General features: G+C 34.5%; 14 protein-coding genes. 9 read left to right on the top strand and 5 right to left on the bottom strand.

The genetic code is table 11. The features are described from left to right. The first annotated feature begins 16 nt into the window (after positions 1–16). Entirely contained in the window at positions 17–1,870 is a 1,854-nt protein-coding gene (locus WJN01_RS03805) for a M1 family metallopeptidase (protein ID WP_445196296.1), read from the top strand. A gap of 22 nt (positions 1,871–1,892) precedes the next feature. Beyond that, complete coding sequence (locus tag WJN01_RS03800; RefSeq protein WP_445195827.1) at positions 1,893–2,522, top strand: DUF3826 domain-containing protein; 630 nt, start codon at positions 1,893–1,895, stop codon at positions 2,520–2,522. 26 nt (positions 2,523–2,548) lie between these two features. On the opposite strand, the gene WJN01_RS03795 is transcribed toward WJN01_RS03800, so the two are convergent. Both WJN01_RS03795 and WJN01_RS03790 read right to left on the bottom strand, forming a co-directional pair. Beyond that, positions 2,549–3,739 (bottom strand): succinylglutamate desuccinylase/aspartoacylase family protein, encoded by a 1,191-nt coding sequence (locus WJN01_RS03795; protein ID WP_445195826.1) that lies wholly within the window; start codon positions 3,737–3,739, stop codon positions 2,549–2,551. Positions 3,740–3,806: 67 nt separating this feature from the next. Next, positions 3,807–5,660 carry a CBS domain-containing protein gene (locus WJN01_RS03790; RefSeq protein ID WP_445195825.1) on the bottom strand — a complete coding sequence of 618 codons (1,854 nt, stop codon included), beginning with the start codon at positions 5,658–5,660 and terminating at the stop codon, positions 3,807–3,809. Positions 5,661–5,797: 137 nt separating this feature from the next. On the opposite strand from WJN01_RS03790, the gene rnpA reads away from it, so the two are divergent. The 4 genes from rnpA (at position 5,798) to WJN01_RS03770 (ending at position 10,241) form a co-directional block, all read left to right on the top strand. Then, on the top strand, positions 5,798–6,178 hold the full coding sequence (gene rnpA, locus WJN01_RS03785; RefSeq protein ID WP_445196295.1) for a ribonuclease P protein component: 381 nt from the start codon (positions 5,798–5,800) through the stop codon (positions 6,176–6,178). 19 nt (positions 6,179–6,197) lie between these two features. Next, positions 6,198–7,832 (top strand): S41 family peptidase, encoded by a 1,635-nt coding sequence (locus WJN01_RS03780; RefSeq protein ID WP_445195824.1) that lies wholly within the window; start codon positions 6,198–6,200, stop codon positions 7,830–7,832. Positions 7,833–7,973: 141 nt separating this feature from the next. Beyond that, positions 7,974–8,831, top strand: a complete 858-nt coding sequence (locus tag WJN01_RS03775; RefSeq protein ID WP_445195823.1) for an OmpA family protein — start codon at positions 7,974–7,976, stop codon at positions 8,829–8,831. Between the two features lie 6 nt (positions 8,832–8,837). Beyond that, entirely contained in the window at positions 8,838–10,241 is a 1,404-nt protein-coding gene (locus WJN01_RS03770; RefSeq protein WP_445195822.1) for a T9SS type B sorting domain-containing protein, read from the top strand. Positions 10,242–10,254: 13 nt separating this feature from the next. Here the strand turns inward: WJN01_RS03770 and WJN01_RS03765 are convergent, their stop codons facing one another. Genes WJN01_RS03765 through rpiB form a run of 3 tightly spaced genes read right to left on the bottom strand, consistent with a single transcriptional unit; the run spans position 10,255 to position 12,102 of the window. Next, on the bottom strand, positions 10,255–10,701 hold the full coding sequence (locus tag WJN01_RS03765) for a GNAT family N-acetyltransferase (RefSeq protein ID WP_445195821.1): 447 nt from the start codon (positions 10,699–10,701) through the stop codon (positions 10,255–10,257). Positions 10,702–10,749: 48 nt separating this feature from the next. After that, positions 10,750–11,667: a cation diffusion facilitator family transporter gene (locus WJN01_RS03760; RefSeq protein WP_445195820.1), complete on the bottom strand. Its 918-nt coding sequence runs from the start codon at positions 11,665–11,667 to the stop codon at positions 10,750–10,752. Then, positions 11,668–12,102 carry a ribose 5-phosphate isomerase B gene (gene rpiB / locus WJN01_RS03755; protein ID WP_445195819.1) on the bottom strand — a complete coding sequence of 145 codons (435 nt, stop codon included), beginning with the start codon at positions 12,100–12,102 and terminating at the stop codon, positions 11,668–11,670. Positions 12,103–12,659: 557 nt separating this feature from the next. Here rpiB and WJN01_RS03750 point away from each other — a divergent pair. From WJN01_RS03750 to WJN01_RS03740, 3 genes are all read left to right on the top strand, one after another. Next, positions 12,660–14,129, top strand: coding sequence for a T9SS type A sorting domain-containing protein (locus WJN01_RS03750; RefSeq protein WP_445195818.1), 1,470 nt, complete (start codon positions 12,660–12,662; stop codon positions 14,127–14,129). Between the two features lie 197 nt (positions 14,130–14,326). Continuing rightward, positions 14,327–16,561, top strand: coding sequence for a ribonuclease R family protein (locus WJN01_RS03745; RefSeq protein WP_445195817.1), 2,235 nt, complete (start codon positions 14,327–14,329; stop codon positions 16,559–16,561). 74 nt (positions 16,562–16,635) lie between these two features. Next, complete coding sequence (locus WJN01_RS03740; protein ID WP_445195816.1) at positions 16,636–16,929, top strand: YbjQ family protein; 294 nt, start codon at positions 16,636–16,638, stop codon at positions 16,927–16,929. The last annotated feature ends 56 nt before the right edge of the window (positions 16,930–16,985 follow it).

The following is a 16,985-nucleotide window of genomic DNA, read 5'->3' as shown; positions in this document are numbered from 1 at the left end:
TTTAATTTCAATGTCTATGAATCGCTTTTTTGTTTCCTTATTATCTATTTTAATTCTATTGTCGTGTGGTAGTTCACAAGGGGTTGAAGCTCCCAATACTCCCGAACTTCCAAAACTACCAAAAGTTGTATCGAATTCTAATCCATGTTATTGGCAACAACATGTGGATTATAAAATGGAAATTGACATGGATGTGAACAATTATCGATATAAAGGAAAACAAACCTTAGCTTACACCAATAACTCGCCAGACGTGTTGGATAAAGTGTTTTATCACTTATATTTCAACGCCTTTCAACCTGAAAGCGAAATGGATGTGCGTTCGCGCACCATAGCAGACCCTGACGGACGTGTTAAGGACCGCATAAGCAAACTAAAACCAGATGAAATTGGCTATATAAAGGTAAATTCTCTAAAACAAAACGGCGCAGAGTTAGACTACGAAACCGTTGGGACCGTTTTGGAGGTAAGTTTAGCCACGCCAATAAAATCAGGTGAAAGCGTAACTTTTGATATGCTTTTTGATGCACAAGTTCCTGTGCAAATTCGTCGTTCTGGAAGAAATAATAGTGAGGGCGTAGCCTTGTCAATGGCGCAATGGTATCCAAAATTGGCTGAATATGATTATGAAGGATGGCACGCCGACCCATATATTGGTAGAGAGTTTCATGGTGTTTGGGGTGATTTTGATGTAAAAATCTCCATCGATAAAACGTATACCATTGGCGGAACTGGTTATCTCCAAAACCCCAATGAAATTGGTCATGGCTATGAAACCGATGTCGTGAAAAAACCAAATTCAGAAAAATTAACTTGGCACTTTGTGGCACCAAATGTACATGATTTTACTTGGGCTGCAGACCCTAATTACATTCACGACACCAAACAAGTGCCCAATGGACCGCTGTTGCATTTTTTGTATAAAAGCACCATGACCAACGAAAAGCGCGACAACTGGAAAAAATTACAACCAAAAGCCGTAGAACTGATGCAATTTTACAGCGAAAATATTGGTCAATACCCTTATGAACAATACTCCATTATTCAAGGAGGTGATGGTGGTATGGAATATGGTATGTGTACCTTGATAGTTGGTGAAGGTGATTTTAATGGCTTATTTGGTGTTACGGCGCATGAAATGGCTCATTCTTGGTTTCAGTTTTTATTGGCCACCAATGAATTGACAAATTATTGGATGGATGAAGGTTTTACTGAATATTTTGGCGAATTGGCTGAATCTGCCATTTTTAACAAACCATTTGAAAAACCCACTAAGCGTGTTTATGATATTTATTATTACTACGTAAATTCAGGTGCAGAACAGCCACAAACCACGCATGCCGATCGTTTTAATTTTAATCAGTCTTCGGCGATATCGGCTTATTACAAAGGCTATGTATTCTTAAATCAGTTGGCTTACGTGATAGGTGAAGACAACCAAAAAGAAACCATCAAACAGTATTTTAAAGATTGGGCTTTTAAGCACCCTACTCGAAATGACTTTATTAGGGTTGCCGAAAAGGTTTCTGGCTTGGAGCTTGACTGGTATCTAAACGATTGGACACGTACTATTAATACCATTGATTATGCGGTAAAGTCTGTAGATGAAAACAGCGTGACCTTAGAGCGCATAGGATTAATGCCCATGCCCGTAGATTTAACCATAACCTACAACGATGGAACTTCCGAAGATTTTTATATTCCGCTACAAATGATGCGCGGCGAAAAACCCACCGCCGCTACCATTATTAAAGATTGGGCTTGGGCTTTTCCTACCTATACTTTTGAAACCACAAAATCAATAAAATCTGTTGAAATAGATCCAAAAAATATGATGGCCGATATTAAAAAGGAAAACAACAAAATGTAAGTTAAAATTGGGTCTTTTTAATATGAAATATAATGTAATCATATTATCTCTGCTACTATTCTTTGCCAATGTTAGCTTAGCACAAAACGAAGAACTTTTAGAAAAAGCAAGTTCTTGGGTTAAAGAATTAAATCTTGAGAACTTCGAGAAAGAAAGCAATGTTGCAAATGCTATTGCGACCCACCTAATAGAAGTAAGGGATTGGCACAATAGTCACCCATACACTACCGTACCAGCTGGAATAAACCCAAGAACAGGCGAATCCTTATCAGATTTAGACCGTTCTATTATTGCAGATTCAGCCATGCCGAAAAGCGTTCATGAAACGCTAATGGCAACTCTGAAAGCCAATTTAACCGAAGCTCAGATTGAAACTATTCTTGATAAATACACCATTGGCAAAGTGGCTTTTACAATGAAAGCCTATCGTGAAATTGTCACCGATATGACGCCCGAAGAAGATGCAGAGCTTTTAAAAAACCTAAAAGAAGCTCGTGAGATAGCAATAGATTTTAAAAGTATGAAGCAAATTTCAGCCATTTTTGAAATTTATAAAACTAAGAATGAGCAATACCTCAACAGTAATGGTAGAAGTTGGCGACAGTTGTACAAAGATTATGTAAAGCGTATCCGGAACGCAAAGAAAAATTAATCTAGTTCTTTAACAGTTCTTGACTTTTAATACCAAGGCTCCTTTTTATAAATTGCTGTTTGTGCAACACGTTCCCTGTTATTAAGCCTTAGATGGGTTTCAGTTAATTGCCTATTTCTATAGCCCAGCAAATGAAAAATTGCTTTGGCGAAAAATTTGGCTACTTTTAGGTTTACCTGTAAAATTCCTTCTTTTTTATTTACCCAAGAAACACCTGGCAATAGTGCCAAAAAACCATCTATTTTAATATCTCTTAAAATAGCGGACAGTTTTAAGAAGAAAGGTTTAATGGGCTTAATAATAAAAAACCCTTCGGCTCCTCTTTTTTGATAAAGGGGCATAAAAATGCTACCGCTTGAAGGCGCGGTAATTTCCTTTTCGTTGCTGATAGCCAACTTGGTTCCTTTTTTAACGTGCTCAAAACTTTTAAAACCATTTAGCATTTTGAATTCCTCTTTCGGTTTAATAGTATGTAAATAGACTATTTCAAAAACATCAAAGGTGTTTTCAGATTGCTGCTTTAATTGCTGGAAGTATTTTGAAAAATCCATAACCGCTTCTTCTTCCAAAACACCAGAATATACCAATGCCAAATGTATAAAAGCAATATCATTGGTAATCGCAAAAAAATCATCATGCTGACCAGACTCAAATCCTAATGACACATAACCAAGTGTATTGATGTAACTCAAAAGTGGACCTTCCAAGTATTCCTCAATACCTAAGACAATGGGCACCGGGAATTGTTCAGAGAATTTTCGGTTGATTAAAGCATCGTTTATCGTTATAAATGGTAGCGTTTTACTTGAGGTTGAGTGTAAATCAATAAAGTAAAACGGGGGCTGGTCGTTTTCTAAAATGGCATTCAATATATCAAGTAATTCCACTAGCTCAGTTTCATCTGCGTTTAGAATGGATTTGCTTTTAATTTCCTCTATATTGGTCTTGGTCCATAACCTGTTTAAATCTTGATCGATGTATCGTTTGTGTTCCCTTAACGCTCTTAAATTTCCTGAAATGCCGTAAACAGTTCCTTTTAAGTAGGCCGCATTGATTCCAGGAAACACATCCTTTAAGGCAAAAACACCAGAATTTTCATTGCCATGAATACCGCCAAAAAAAACAACCGTAGGACCGAGTTCTGAGCCTTCTATTTTTCCCAATATTCGGTCAACTTTTAAACTAGAACTTAGTGCTTTGCTATATAAATCAATCATGATGCGCTATCTTAAATTAGCTGAACTGCTTTCTAATGGAAGAAGCAAATTTGACTACTTGGTTTTTTTAGTCTAAATCGTTCTTCGTAATTAAACCAACAAGTTTGTTATCCTTTACAACAGGAAGACAACCAACGGCATTATCGGTCATCAACCGTTTGGCTTCTTCCAACGTGGTGTATTCTCCTGTTGTTAAAAGTTCTGTTTTCATTAATTTGGAAACACTAGAATTCTGTCTCTTCGGTTGACCCAAATAGGTTTCAACATCTGTCCAAGTTAATAGCCCAACAAGACCGCTATCGGTGTTTATAACTGGTAAGTGGTGAATGTTCTTCCATTTCATAATATTTAAAACTAGCTCAATGCTATCATTTTTATCAACAGAAAAAATATCTGAACTCATGGCGTGTTTCACCAATTTGGTCTTAATGAATTTTGCATCGTTTTTTGGGTAAAGCTTATCCCAAGTTGAAACGGGGTAACCCCTTTCTTGTTTCTCGTACATATTTGCTGTAAGCACCTGCATGGCCTCAAATCTTTTATGGGTTTGTAATAAAGCTCTAAAGTTTCTCGTAAGCCACTCTGAACCATTGTTTCCACGAACACGGTCTTTAATCACCTTTAAATAATACTCTGCATCCTTGGGCGTTACACCATATCTATAGAGCCCTTTATAAGCCATGGGCAACAGTTCGTTTAAAATAAGGTCTTGACTCGGAATATATTTACCGTTCCAATAAAATTGGGTGGCGGAGCCATATCGTGCTGCATTGAAAAAGTTGGTTTTAACATCTTTAAAATCCCACTGTTTGTGGATGTTTTCATATTTTTTTGGTTTACCCAACATAACACCTACCCAAAACATCATATTGGCAATTTCATCAATAGTAGTTGGTCCCGAGGGAAGGTATCTGTTTTCAATCCTAAGGTTAGGTTTTCCATCTATGACGCCATAACAAACCCTGTTCCATGGATAGACTGTGCCATTATGCAAACCAAGTGCCCGCAACTTTGGGGTTTCATTGTTTTCTATCATTTCAACACTATCCTTTATAAAATGGGTGGTTAAAAAACTTCTGAACCTTGAAATGTTATCTTTAAAAATATCCGAAATGGAACCTGTTTGCCAATGATTGCCAAAACTTACGCGCGACTGTTTTTCATTCAACAAATAGGAATTAGCCCGCGTATCAATACTTTGAGTGAATAATGCAATTCTGGTTTCGCTCCACAATTCTTTACCAAACAGAATAGGTGAATTTGTACAAGCACTCAAAATTGGCCCCGCAATGGCCTGTGCCCAATTATAGTCGTCAACAAATGTTTTTGGGCTTAATTGCAAATGTACTTGAAAGCTTGTGTTGCAACCTTCCAACATAACGGAATCGTGCAATAAATTAAGCTCATCAACACCCTTGATGTGGATGTCAAAACTTTTCCTTCTGTGTTGTTTTATGGCCTCGTTCAAAAAGGAATAGCGCTCAACCGCAGTCATGCTTTTTTCATCTACATTATTGACTGAAAGTGATGGCAAAATGCCCGTTAAAATAAGTTTTGTATTCTTTTTGGAAGCCGCCTGCTTCGCTTTATTAAACAATTCATCCAACTGTTCGTGCAGTTTAGAAAAACTGTCTGACCCCAACTGAAAGGCATCTAAGTTTATTTCAAGATTATAGTTGCTTATTTCCGTAGTAAAGTGTTCGTCGTTAATATCTTCAAGTAGTTCCAACGACTTATTTACAGGTAAAAACTCATTGTTCACAATACAAAACTCCTGTTCTGCCCCAATACGTAACGGACCATCTTCAATCAGTCCTTTTTCACACATCAAATCTAAAGCCTTAATATCATTTAACAGATGGTGTATGTAGTTGGCCCTATCTTTTTTTGTTTTAAGTTTAGCAACATTCAAATCTCCCATAGTCACAAATTTTAATAACGGTTTAAACAGTTAAAAGTACTTGGATTCACACATTTTAAATATGATTTTTATCATATGGCAAAATGTGAATTACTGTGTTAATTGATATTGCTACATTTGTGTTCATAAAATTGTTTATGCAGGCTTCGTTTCCTAAAAAAGAAAAATTAAAAGGCAAAAAACTGATTGACCAATTGTTTGCGGAAGGGCAATCGGTTTCGGTATTTCCCCTGCGTTTGGTGTATCTAAAAACATCTTTTGAAGATGAGGTAATGGCTAAAGCAGGTGTTTCTGTGAGTAAACGCAACTTTAAAACCGCTGTTGACAGAAATCGCATAAAACGTTTAATGCGAGAAGCTTATCGTTTAAACAAAGCCACTTATTTTAACAATTTAAAAGCACAACATGCGTTTATGATTTTGTACATTGGCAAAGACAAACCCACTTTTGCCCAAATTGAAAAATTTATGAACCTTTTGTTTGCCAAATTTTTATGCAAAGTTTCTGAGAACCTTTAGGGATTCAATAAAAATAAAAATGATGAAATTATCCAAAAAGAAAATTATTATTCCATTATTGGCTAGTATTATATTTTTTAGCACCACAGCCTTTAAAAACGACTTTTTTGAAATAGCCAAGCAAATCGAAATTTTTACCACGTTGTTCAAAGAACTTAACATGAACTATGTTGATGAAACCAACCCTGGAGATTTAATGGACACCGCCATAAAAAGTATGTTGGAAGATTTAGACCCCTACACCAATTTTATGAACGAACAAGATGTTGAAGAGGCAAGAATTAACAATACGGGCGATTATACCGGTATTGGTGCCAAAATTCAAACCCTTAAAGATAAGTTGGTGGTGGTTGAGCCTTATAAAGATTACCCAGCAGATAAAGCTGGCTTAAAAGCTGGTGATGAAATCATTAAAGTGGGTAATGTATTGGTTGAGAACTATAAGGAAAATGCTGGTGATTTACTTAAAGGCTCACCGGATACATCGGTAGAAGTAACCTATAAACGACAAGGAAAAACACAAACCGCTACTATTAATCGTGCCGAAGTTGAAATAAAGGCTGTTCCCCATTTTTCAATGGTCAACGACAAAACAGGTTATATTGTTTTGAGCAGGTTCAGTAGAAAAGCACACGACGAAACCAATTATGCCCTACGCGATTTAAAAGCCCAGGGCGCACAAAGAATCATATTGGATTTAAGAGGTAACCCTGGCGGATTGGTTAATGAAGCCATTGATATTGTAAACCTTTTTGTGCCTAGAGGACAATTGGTGGTAACCACAAAATCTAAGGTTAAACAATTCAATCGTCCATATACCACAAAAAACGAGCCCATAGACACGGAAATTCCACTGGTTATTTTAATAGATGGAAAAAGTGCATCGGCTAGTGAAATTGTTTCGGGAGCTTTACAAGATTTAGACCGTGCCGTTATTGTAGGGGCACGTAGTTTTGGAAAAGGTTTAGTGCAACGGCCCATGGAAGTTGCCTTTGGCACCCAAGTAAAAATAACCATCTCCAGATACTACACCCCATCCGGAAGGTGCCTTCAGGCTTTGGATTATTGGAACAGAAACGAAAAGGGGGAAGCAGTTAAAATTTCACAGGAAAATTACCATGAGTTTAAAACTAAAAACGGGCGTAAGGTTTTTGATGGTGGTGGTGTGTTTCCAGACGTTGCTATGGGGTCATATAAGACCTCGCCTATTACTAATGCCATCATTAGCAATAATTTAATTTTTGATTATTGCACAAACTATTATTACAATCATAAAGTCGACGATATAAATAACTTAAAGCTTTCAGATCAGGACTTTACTGAGTTTAAAAACTACTTAAAAGCCAACAATTTTTCATTTGAAACTGATACTGAAAAAGCACTTAAAAAAGCTTTTGAAACCGCTAAAAAAGAAGAGTTGAATGACGATATTGAAAAGGATTATAAGGTGTTGATTTCAAATTTAGAGCAATCAAAAACAAGTGTTATAGATGAAAATAAAGAATTTTTGTTGGAGCTTTTAACCGAAGATATCGTTAAGCGTTATGTATATAGGGAAGGCCTTTACGATTATTACAAAATTCATGACGCTGAAATTAAAAAAGCAACTGAAATTCTTAGTAATCCATCTACTTATCAAGGCTTTTTAAAGTAAAATGAAGGTGTTTTTCATCGGAAAAACTGGTATTTTAGTTTCGTAACATGTGTGTTCAACTTGTAAAAACCACTGTTTATAGGGTTCTGGCATGGTTTTCGATTAAAAATAGTATCTTTAACTCCTATTGTAAACCCTACTATGAATAAATTATTGGTATTAATATTACTGATACTAAACAGCGTGTTTGGCTTTTCCCAGAAAGAATTAAAACACGAGGTTTATTTTGATACTGATAAATACGTTGTTCCTCCAACCGAGGAAAACCGTTTGCTTTTATTTATTTCTACCTTAAATGATTTGGATATTGAGTCTATCTCCATATTCGGTTTTTGTGATGATCGGGGTGCGGATAACTACAATCTAAAACTCTCACAACAACGTGCTGATGCTATAAAAGTAATTTTTTCCAACAATGAAATAAGTGAGGATTTAATTACCAATGTTGATGGCAAAGGCGAAATTCTTCTAAAAATTGTTGAAGAAAAAGATATACTGAAAATCAGGGGCTTAAATAGAAAAGTAGAAATTATTGTTAAGCCAAAACCACCTAAACCCAAAGAAGATCTTCTTGCGATGAATAGCAGTGAGCCAAAAGAAAAAGATGTTATTGATCTCATCAGGGAAAGTTCAAAAGGTGATAAAATCGTTTTTAATAACATATTGTTTAAAACAGGTTATGCTGCCGTAGTACCTGCTTCCAAAAAAACATTAGAAGAAATAGCTAAGGTTTTAGCTGAGCGCGACGATATTTATTTCACTATACAAGGGCATGTTTGTTGTACCCAATATACCCGGGATGCGGTAGATAGACGCACCAAACAACGCAACCTATCTGAAGCTCGGGCTAAATATGTTTACGATTATTTTGTTAAAAAAGGGGTTGACCCAAAACGTATGCGCCATTTGGGTATGCGAAGAAAATTTCCTCTTGGTGGCGATCCAAAATTTGATAGACGCGTAGAAATACTTATTACCTACGTTGGCAATGCTAATTAAAAGCTTATGCCCTATAAAACCTATTTACTATTTTGCATTTGTTTAAATAGCCTTATAAGTGTTTGCCAAAACACCTTTGTTCCAGATGATAATTTTGAACAAACCCTTATTGATTTAGGTTTTGATACTCCACCCCTTGATGATTTAGTGTTAACCTCTAATATAAGTGGTATAACTAATCTGGACCTTGTTGGGAAAAATATATCAGATTTAACGGGCATTGAAGATTTTTTAGCCTTAACAAATCTAGATTGTTCAGATAATTTATTGCCTTCTCTTGATGTCAGCAACAACACAAACCTTTCCGAACTATATTGTAGCAATAATCTATTATCTAGTTTAGATGTTACCAGTCAAGCTAATTTAATAAGGTTGTGGTGCTTCAACAATCAATTGTCAAATCTGGATGTCACTCAAAATACTGGATTGATTTCTTTGCGTTGTGAAATGAATAATCTAACAAGTTTAGATGTTTCTAATAATACCATTTTAAATGTTTTGGTTTGTGAAGAAAACAAAATAAATGCAATCGATGTTTCTAATATCACGGGGCTTAGTCGGTTTCAATGTGGCAATAATTTAATATCAAATTTAAATATTGATGCAAATACCAATCTTTCTTACTTAAGCTGTGAACAAAATAATATTTCAAGCTTAGACCTTCAAAACAATTCTAGATTGGATGTTCTTTTTTGTTCTTTTAATAACATTTCAAGTTTAGACCTTTCAAGCAATTCAAATTTAACCGATTTAGATTGCAGCAATAACCAACTTTGTAGTCTAAACTTAAGAAATGGCAATAACAATGATTTTATTTCGGTGAACTTTGATTCCAATCCCTATTTAAATTGCGTGGTTGTTGATGATGTAAATGGAAATCATAGCGGTTGGCTACCAAATTCTTTCTCTGGCTATGTTGGTAGAATTGAAGATTGCAATGATTTTATTCCTGTTTCATTTTTAGAAGATTTTATTGGTACAAGTTATACTTTACCAATGATAAACAACGGCAGTTATTTTACCGAATCGGGTGGTAATGGTACGGCTTTAAATGCTGGTGATGTAATACCAAGTTCTCAAACCGTTTATATTTACAATGAAAATAGTTGCTTTAGCAGCGAATCGAGTTTTAATGTCATCATTGCGGAAAACAACTATTTTATTCCAAAATATTTTACACCAAATGGGGATGGCAGCCATGATATTTGGAAAGTTGTTGATAACAACAATTTAATAAATAACATTACCATTTATAATCGCCACGGAAAATTGCTTAAATATTTATCCTCAACCTCCAATGGCTGGGACGGCACATTTAACGGCCAACCGCTAAATTCTGATAGTTATTGGTATGTTATCGTTTTAAATACCAAAGAAATTTTAAAAGGTCATTTCGCATTAAAACGATGACGGCAATGAAATTTCAAAACGACCCTATCATGGCTATATGCGGAATATCATCTTCAAGATACTCCGCACCCATTGCTTTAAACCCAACATTGGTATAAAATTGTTTTAGGTAGCACTGTGCAGAAATTTTTATCGTAGATTCCTGAAAGTGGATTTTAATAGCTTTGATAGACGCTTTCATGATATCGTAACCATATTTATAGTGTCTTTCTTTTTTAGCAACCACTACCCTGCCTATACTGGCTTTTTCAAAATAATCTCCTGGTTTAAAAATTCTGGAATAAGCAATTAATTTATTGTTTTTAAAACCTAAAACATGGAGTGCTTTTTCGTCTTTTCCATCAATGTCTTGGTAAACACAATTCTGCTCAACCACAAATACTTCGCTACGCAACTGAAGCAAATCATAAAGTTCTTGTTTGGTTAATTCTTTAAAGGATTTTAATTTAATTTCTAGCATAATTAATAAAAAGATGCTGAACCAAGTTCAGCATGACAAATAAATTTGTCAATCCTGTACAATAACATCTTTGGCATCAACTTTTTCAAATTCTGGTTGAATGTTTACATGGTTGATATCATATTTTGAGAAAACCAAATCTTCTATTTTACGTAAAATGGCGTCAAATTCAGAAAGGGTGATGTCTTCGGTAAAATCGATATGGGCCTCTAAATGCACTTCGTCTTCATTTAATTGCCAAACGTGTACATGGTGCACATTTTTAATACTTTCAAAAGCGTTTATTTCTTCTACAATTTTTTTTATCGGAATGTTATCTGGTGTAAAAAGCATCAATACTTTAGTTGATGTTTTTAATAAATCGTAACCCATATAGATAAGATAAAGGGCAATGGTTAAAGTTAATGCGCTGTCTACCCAATAAATTTCATAGAATTTCATCAGTAAACCACCAATTAATACCGCAACACTGGCCATCATATCAGTTAATAAGTGTAGATATGCACTGCGCATATTCATGTTTGATTTTGAATCCTTTTTAAGCAGAAGTACACTTAAACCATTAGCAATAATACCTAACAATGACAACCAAATAACCAGACCACTTTCAATCTCTTCTGGATTTCTGAATCTTTTAAACGCCTCAATAATCAGTAAAACCGCAACAATAATTAATGTAGAAGCATTAACAAATGCCGCTAAAATTTCGGCGCGTTTATAACCAAATGTTCGGTGCATTGATGCTTGTTTCTTTGCCAACCTATTGGCAGCATAACTAACAACCAAAGACAAAACATCACTAAAATTATGAAGTGCATCACTTAAAAGAGCCAAACTACCGGACAACACGCCACCAACTACTTGCGATGCTGTAATAAGGATGTTTAGTAAAATGGATATTAAAAGATTTCTACCTTTTAAATCGGAGTGGCTATGGCTGTGATTATGGGAATGGTTATGTGGCATTTAGCAAGATACCGGTATTTTATCTATTCTAGTTTGGTGGCGGCCGCCTTCAAAATCGGTATTTAAAAAAACGTCAACCATTTCAATAGCTTGTTGAATGGCTGTAAATCTTGCGGGAATACATAATATATTGGCATTATTATGGCTTCGTATTAAATGAACAATTTCTTTGTTCCAGCACAAACCGGCACGTATTTTTTGGTGTTTATTTGCTGTCATAGCAACACCATTGGCGCTACCGCAAAGTAGAATACCAAAATCGGCTTTTCCGTTTTCAACATCATCAGCAACAGGGTGAACAAAATCGGCATAATCTACACTGTCATTCCTATCTGTACCATAGTTTTTAACGGTATATCCTTTTGCTTCAAGATGTTTAACAATAGCTTTTTTATAATCGGTTCCGGCGTGGTCGTTTCCTATTGAAATATTCATTTTTTATGTTTTAATATAACCTAATACAAAGGTAATAATTATAAACATGTGAATGATATTATTCATTACTTGTTAATAAGTGTTCATTATTTTATAAAACAAAAATTGGGATAATTCAATAATTTTTTAAAACCAAAACCTCAAGGTAAAAAGCAAATTTTTAATTCATTTTTTCTGGACAAGTTTTCAGTCTAAAAATTTAAATATATAAACACAACATTTTTAAAAGTTATGAATAAAAACCGGTTAATTTTGGTTGTTAACAACTGTGAACACAAATTTGAAATAAGTTAAATATGAAGCTTTTAAAATAATTTTCAATGTTAATTACCTCTTAATAGAACGTAAACTTATTGTAATCAAAATAAAATTTAAAAAAGTTATACCGCTATTAACACCCTATAATAACCATCATTTATTTTTTAAAATTTTTAAAAGAATTTATTGATATAATGTATAATGTGGATAAGTCTAGTTTTTGCTCATTTTGTCGAATATTCTTATTTAATAAAAAGGAATAGGTTTATATTTAGAATCTTAATAATGTATATTAAAGTATGAAAAAGTATTTACTTTTTATGTTAATCCCTCTATTGAGTTTTGGGCAATCTTTAATAGGAAGTGGAATTGACGGAAAAACAATTGGTGATAATTTTGGTACAAGTATGAGTTTATCTTCTGATGGTAAAATAATCGCTATAGGAGATCATTTTAATAGTGTAAATAATGAATCAAACCCAGGTCATGTCAGTATTTTTGAGTATAAATTAAATGAATGGAAACAAATAGGAGCCACTATTGATGGAGAAGATTTAAAAGACAGATCGGGTTTTAGTGTAAGTTTATCATCAGATGGTAGTATAGTTGCAATAGGGGCTGTATTTAATGATGGAAACGGAACGAGTTCAGGTCATGTGCGTGTTTTCGAAAACGTTTCAGGTAATTGGATTCAAATAGGTAACGATATAAATGGTGCTGCTGAAGGGGATTTATTTGGTCATAAAGTAAGTTTGTCTTCTGATGGCAGTATAGTTGCTATAGGAGCCTTGCATAATGATGGAAATGGAATGAGTTCAGGTCATGTACGTGTTTTTAAGAATATATCAGAAGTTTGGACTCAAATAGGTAATGATATAGTTGGAGAGGCTACGGGCGACAGGTTTGGAAATAGTTTATGTTTATCATCGGATGGTAATATATTGGCAATTGGAGGAGTGTTCAACGATGGAAATGGTGATGATTCAGGTCATGTACGTGTTTTTGAAAACGTTTCAGGTAATTGGATCCAAATAGGTAATGATATAGATGGAGAGGCTGAAGGAGATTGGTTTGGTGCTAGTTTATGTTTATCATCAAATGGAAATATAGTAGTTGTTGGTGCTCCACAAAATGACGAAAATGGTGATGATTCAGGTCATGTGCGTGTTTTTGAAAACGTTTCAGGTAATTGGATTCAAATAGGCGATAATGTAAATGGTAAAGTTTCAGGTAATAGATTTGGAGAACATTTAAGTTTATCAGCAGATGGATTTACCTTTGCCGTAGGAGTGCCATTTAATGACGAAAATGGTGAAAACACTGGTCATGTAAGGATATTCAATAATATATCAGGAAGTTGGGTAGAATTAGATAATAATATTTATGGTCATCAAATAAATGAAATGGCTGGTTTAAATATAAGTTTGTCGGCAGATGGCTTTACTTTAGCAGTAGCAGGACAATTTAATGATGGTTATGGAAATATTACAGGAAATGTTGTTATTTACGATTTATTTGCTGTGTTATCAATAGAAAGTTTTAACAAAAATCATTTTAAGTTATACCCCATCCCCATTAACGATGTTTTAAACATCCATTTAAACAGTGGTTATGAGCTAAAACAAGTCAATATTTATAATATCCAAAGCCAATATTTATATTCAGTAAAAACCTTAAAAATAAATGTCAAAGATTTGGCTAGTGGCATCTATTTTATAGAAATAGAAACCAACAAAGGAAAGTCAACCAAAAAAATTGTGGTTGAATAACTTATTATTCGAAATATTTTAAAAAGACCTTCATTAATTTAAAGGTCTTTTTTTATGATTTAATCTTAACTAAACCTTCGTTTAATATTAAAACCGTAGCTTTGTAGAACAAATAGCAAATTCTTCGCCTAAATTATCGCTATTTAATAACCGAATTTCAATTAACTTTAGAAATTCATTTAAGATTACAATAATTAATGAGCAAAAAAAGAAAAAGGAAATCCAAAAACGGAATTTCCAACCTAACAAATACCATACTTAGTATTTTAAAGAAAGATAGAAACCAATCTTATAACTACAAACAAATAGCGGCTAAATTGGGTGTAAATGATGCCAGTAGTCGAAACCAAATTATAAAGACCCTTGCCAAACTTGCTGCCAAACAAGAAATAGAACAAGTAGATCGGGGTAAATTTAAAGCTATTGTTACGGCAGAATACCATACAGGTATTTTAGATCTATCAGCTCGTGGTTCTGGATATATTATTTCAAATGATTTTGATGAAGACGTATTTATTGCATCAAATAATATTAATAAAGCTCTAGAAGGTGATGAAGTTGAGTTTTACCTGTATAAACGAAGAAAGCGTGGCAAGCTGGAAGGTGAAATCACTAAGATTTTAAAAAGAGCCAAATCGGAGTATGTAGGTGTTATCCAAATTCAAAAGAACAGTAATTATGCCTTTGTGGTGCCAGATAGTTCTAAAATGTACAAAGATATTTTTGTGCCTATAAATAAAACCTTTAAAGCTGAAGATGGCGATAAGGTTTTGGTAAAACTTGAAGATTGGCCTGAGAAAGCAGATTCTCCCTATGGCAAAGTGTTAAAAATACTAGGTAAACCTGGTGAACATAGCACAGAAATCCATGCAATATTGGCCGAATATGGTTTGCCACATGAATTTCCTTATGAAGTTGAGGAATTCGCAAACAAATTGGATACCTCAATTTCTAATGAAGAAATAGCCAAACGTAGGGATATGCGTAAAGATTTAACCTTTACCATAGACCCAAAAGATGCTAAGGATTTTGATGATGCCCTATCGTTTAAGGTTTTGGATAACGGACTTTATGAAATAGGCATTCATATTGCCGATGTATCGCATTACGTAAAAGAAGGAACTGTTTTAGATGACGAAGCCTATGAACGTGCTACTTCAATTTATTTAGTGGATAGAGTTGTGCCGATGCTTCCGGAGGTGTTATCAAATAACGCCTGCTCATTGAGACCAAATGAAGAAAAATATACGTTTTCAGCCATTTTTCAATTGACTAATCAGGCGGAAATCAAAAACCAATGGTTTGGCAGAACAGTAACGTACAGCGATGCCCGTTTTGCTTATGAAGAAGCCCAAGCCATTATTGAAAATAACCCAAATGTCGCTTTGAGCGGAGTCGAAACATCTCAAATCACAACCGAAATTCCAGAAGAAGTATCATTAACAGGAAAAACATACCAAACAAAACCTGAAATCGCCCAAGCTGTTTTGGTTTTGGATAGATTGGCAAAAATAATGCGGCAAAGACGCATGAAAAATGGTGCTATTTCTTTTGATAAAGTTGAAGTAAAATTCAATTTGGACGAAAACAACAATCCGGAAGGCGTGTATTTCAAAACCACTAAAGATGCCAATAAGTTGATTGAGGAATTTATGTTGTTGGCCAATAAAAAGGTTGCCGAATTTATTGGAAAACAATCACCAAAAAAGACTTTTGTGTACCGTGTGCATGACGAACCTGACGATAGTAAATTGGCTGCTTTACAAAATATTGTGAGCAAATTTGGTTACAAACTTAATTTTAAGGACAGAAAATCTACAACAGCTTCGCTTAATGGTTTATTGCAGGATGTTGTTGGAAAAAAAGAGCAAAACCTAGTTGATACTTTGGCTATTCGCAGTATGAGCAAAGCCGAATATACCACTCACAATATTGGGCATTATGGTTTGGCTTTTGATTATTACAGCCACTTTACTTCACCCATTCGCCGATATCCGGATGTGATGGCACATCGCTTATTGCAACATTATTTAGATGGTGGAAAAAGTGCCAATGAAGAAGTTTACGAAGAAAAGTGTCAGCATTCCAGCAATATGGAGATGTTGGCTACAAAAGCTGAGCGCGATTCCATTAAATACATGCAAATTCGTTTTATGGAAGACCATAAGAATCAAGAGTTTTTGGGCGTTATTTCTGGGGTTACCGACTGGGGCATTTATGTTGAGATTATTTCAAATAAATGTGAAGGGATGGTAAGTGTTCGAGATATGACCGATGACCATTATGCTTTTGACCAAGACCAATATGCTATGGTTGGTCGTAATACTAAAAACATGTACCAGTTGGGTGATGAAGTAATTGTAAAAGTTAAAAACACTGATTTAATTAAAAAACACCTCGATTTTAATTTGATTGGAAAACCACAAAACTAGGTTTTTAGTTGCTATAATATTTTAACTTGTAACACTTGAATAAAAAATTCTACTGATATTAAAAATAAGAAGTCATGATACTAACAACTACAAACAACATTGAAGGCCATAAAATTGAAGATTACTTAGGTATAGTCACCGGTGTTTCCAGCAATATAAAAAGAGCATATTCTTTTAAAACTGAAAAGAATATGGAACTCATTACAGATGTTATAAATAAAGCAAAAGAAGAAGCATTTCAAGAGTTAAGAGAGAATGCATTAAAATTAAAGGCAAACGCAGTGGTTGGTATTACATTGGATTTGGAATCAGAATCTGGAGCCTATTTTTTTGTTTCCATAACGGGAACTGCTGTAAAGGTAGTTTAAAATTCCTCCCTTGAGGGAAGATCAAGGAGGGTGTTTTTAAAACAACGACATAATAT

Origin of the sequence: Tamlana sedimenti (assembly GCF_038148895.1) — a bacterium.
GTDB lineage: Bacteria > Bacteroidota > Bacteroidia > Flavobacteriales > Flavobacteriaceae > Tamlana.
Note: the sequence above shows the minus strand (reverse complement) of the source record. Positions and strands in the feature narration are given on the sequence as shown.

What these genes read in the sequence shown, in the direction of transcription:
- WJN01_RS03805 (WP_445196296.1), top strand. Translation starts at nt 17, where the DNA reads ATGAATCGCTTTTTTGTTTCCTTATTATCTATTTTAATTCTATTGTCG.
- WJN01_RS03800 (WP_445195827.1), top strand. Translation starts at nt 1,893, where the DNA reads ATGAAATATAATGTAATCATATTATCTCTGCTACTATTCTTTGCCAAT.
- WJN01_RS03795 (WP_445195826.1), bottom strand. Translation starts at nt 3,739, where the DNA reads ATGATTGATTTATATAGCAAAGCACTAAGTTCTAGTTTAAAAGTTGAC.
- WJN01_RS03790 (WP_445195825.1), bottom strand. Translation starts at nt 5,660, where the DNA reads ATGGGAGATTTGAATGTTGCTAAACTTAAAACAAAAAAAGATAGGGCC.
- rnpA (WP_445196295.1), top strand. Translation starts at nt 5,798, where the DNA reads ATGCAGGCTTCGTTTCCTAAAAAAGAAAAATTAAAAGGCAAAAAACTG.
- WJN01_RS03780 (WP_445195824.1), top strand. Translation starts at nt 6,198, where the DNA reads ATGATGAAATTATCCAAAAAGAAAATTATTATTCCATTATTGGCTAGT.
- WJN01_RS03775 (WP_445195823.1), top strand. Translation starts at nt 7,974, where the DNA reads ATGAATAAATTATTGGTATTAATATTACTGATACTAAACAGCGTGTTT.
- WJN01_RS03770 (WP_445195822.1), top strand. Translation starts at nt 8,838, where the DNA reads ATGCCCTATAAAACCTATTTACTATTTTGCATTTGTTTAAATAGCCTT.
- WJN01_RS03765 (WP_445195821.1), bottom strand. Translation starts at nt 10,701, where the DNA reads ATGCTAGAAATTAAATTAAAATCCTTTAAAGAATTAACCAAACAAGAA.
- WJN01_RS03760 (WP_445195820.1), bottom strand. Translation starts at nt 11,667, where the DNA reads ATGCCACATAACCATTCCCATAATCACAGCCATAGCCACTCCGATTTA.
- rpiB (WP_445195819.1), bottom strand. Translation starts at nt 12,102, where the DNA reads ATGAATATTTCAATAGGAAACGACCACGCCGGAACCGATTATAAAAAA.
- WJN01_RS03750 (WP_445195818.1), top strand. Translation starts at nt 12,660, where the DNA reads ATGAAAAAGTATTTACTTTTTATGTTAATCCCTCTATTGAGTTTTGGG.
- WJN01_RS03745 (WP_445195817.1), top strand. Translation starts at nt 14,327, where the DNA reads ATGAGCAAAAAAAGAAAAAGGAAATCCAAAAACGGAATTTCCAACCTA.
- WJN01_RS03740 (WP_445195816.1), top strand. Translation starts at nt 16,636, where the DNA reads ATGATACTAACAACTACAAACAACATTGAAGGCCATAAAATTGAAGAT.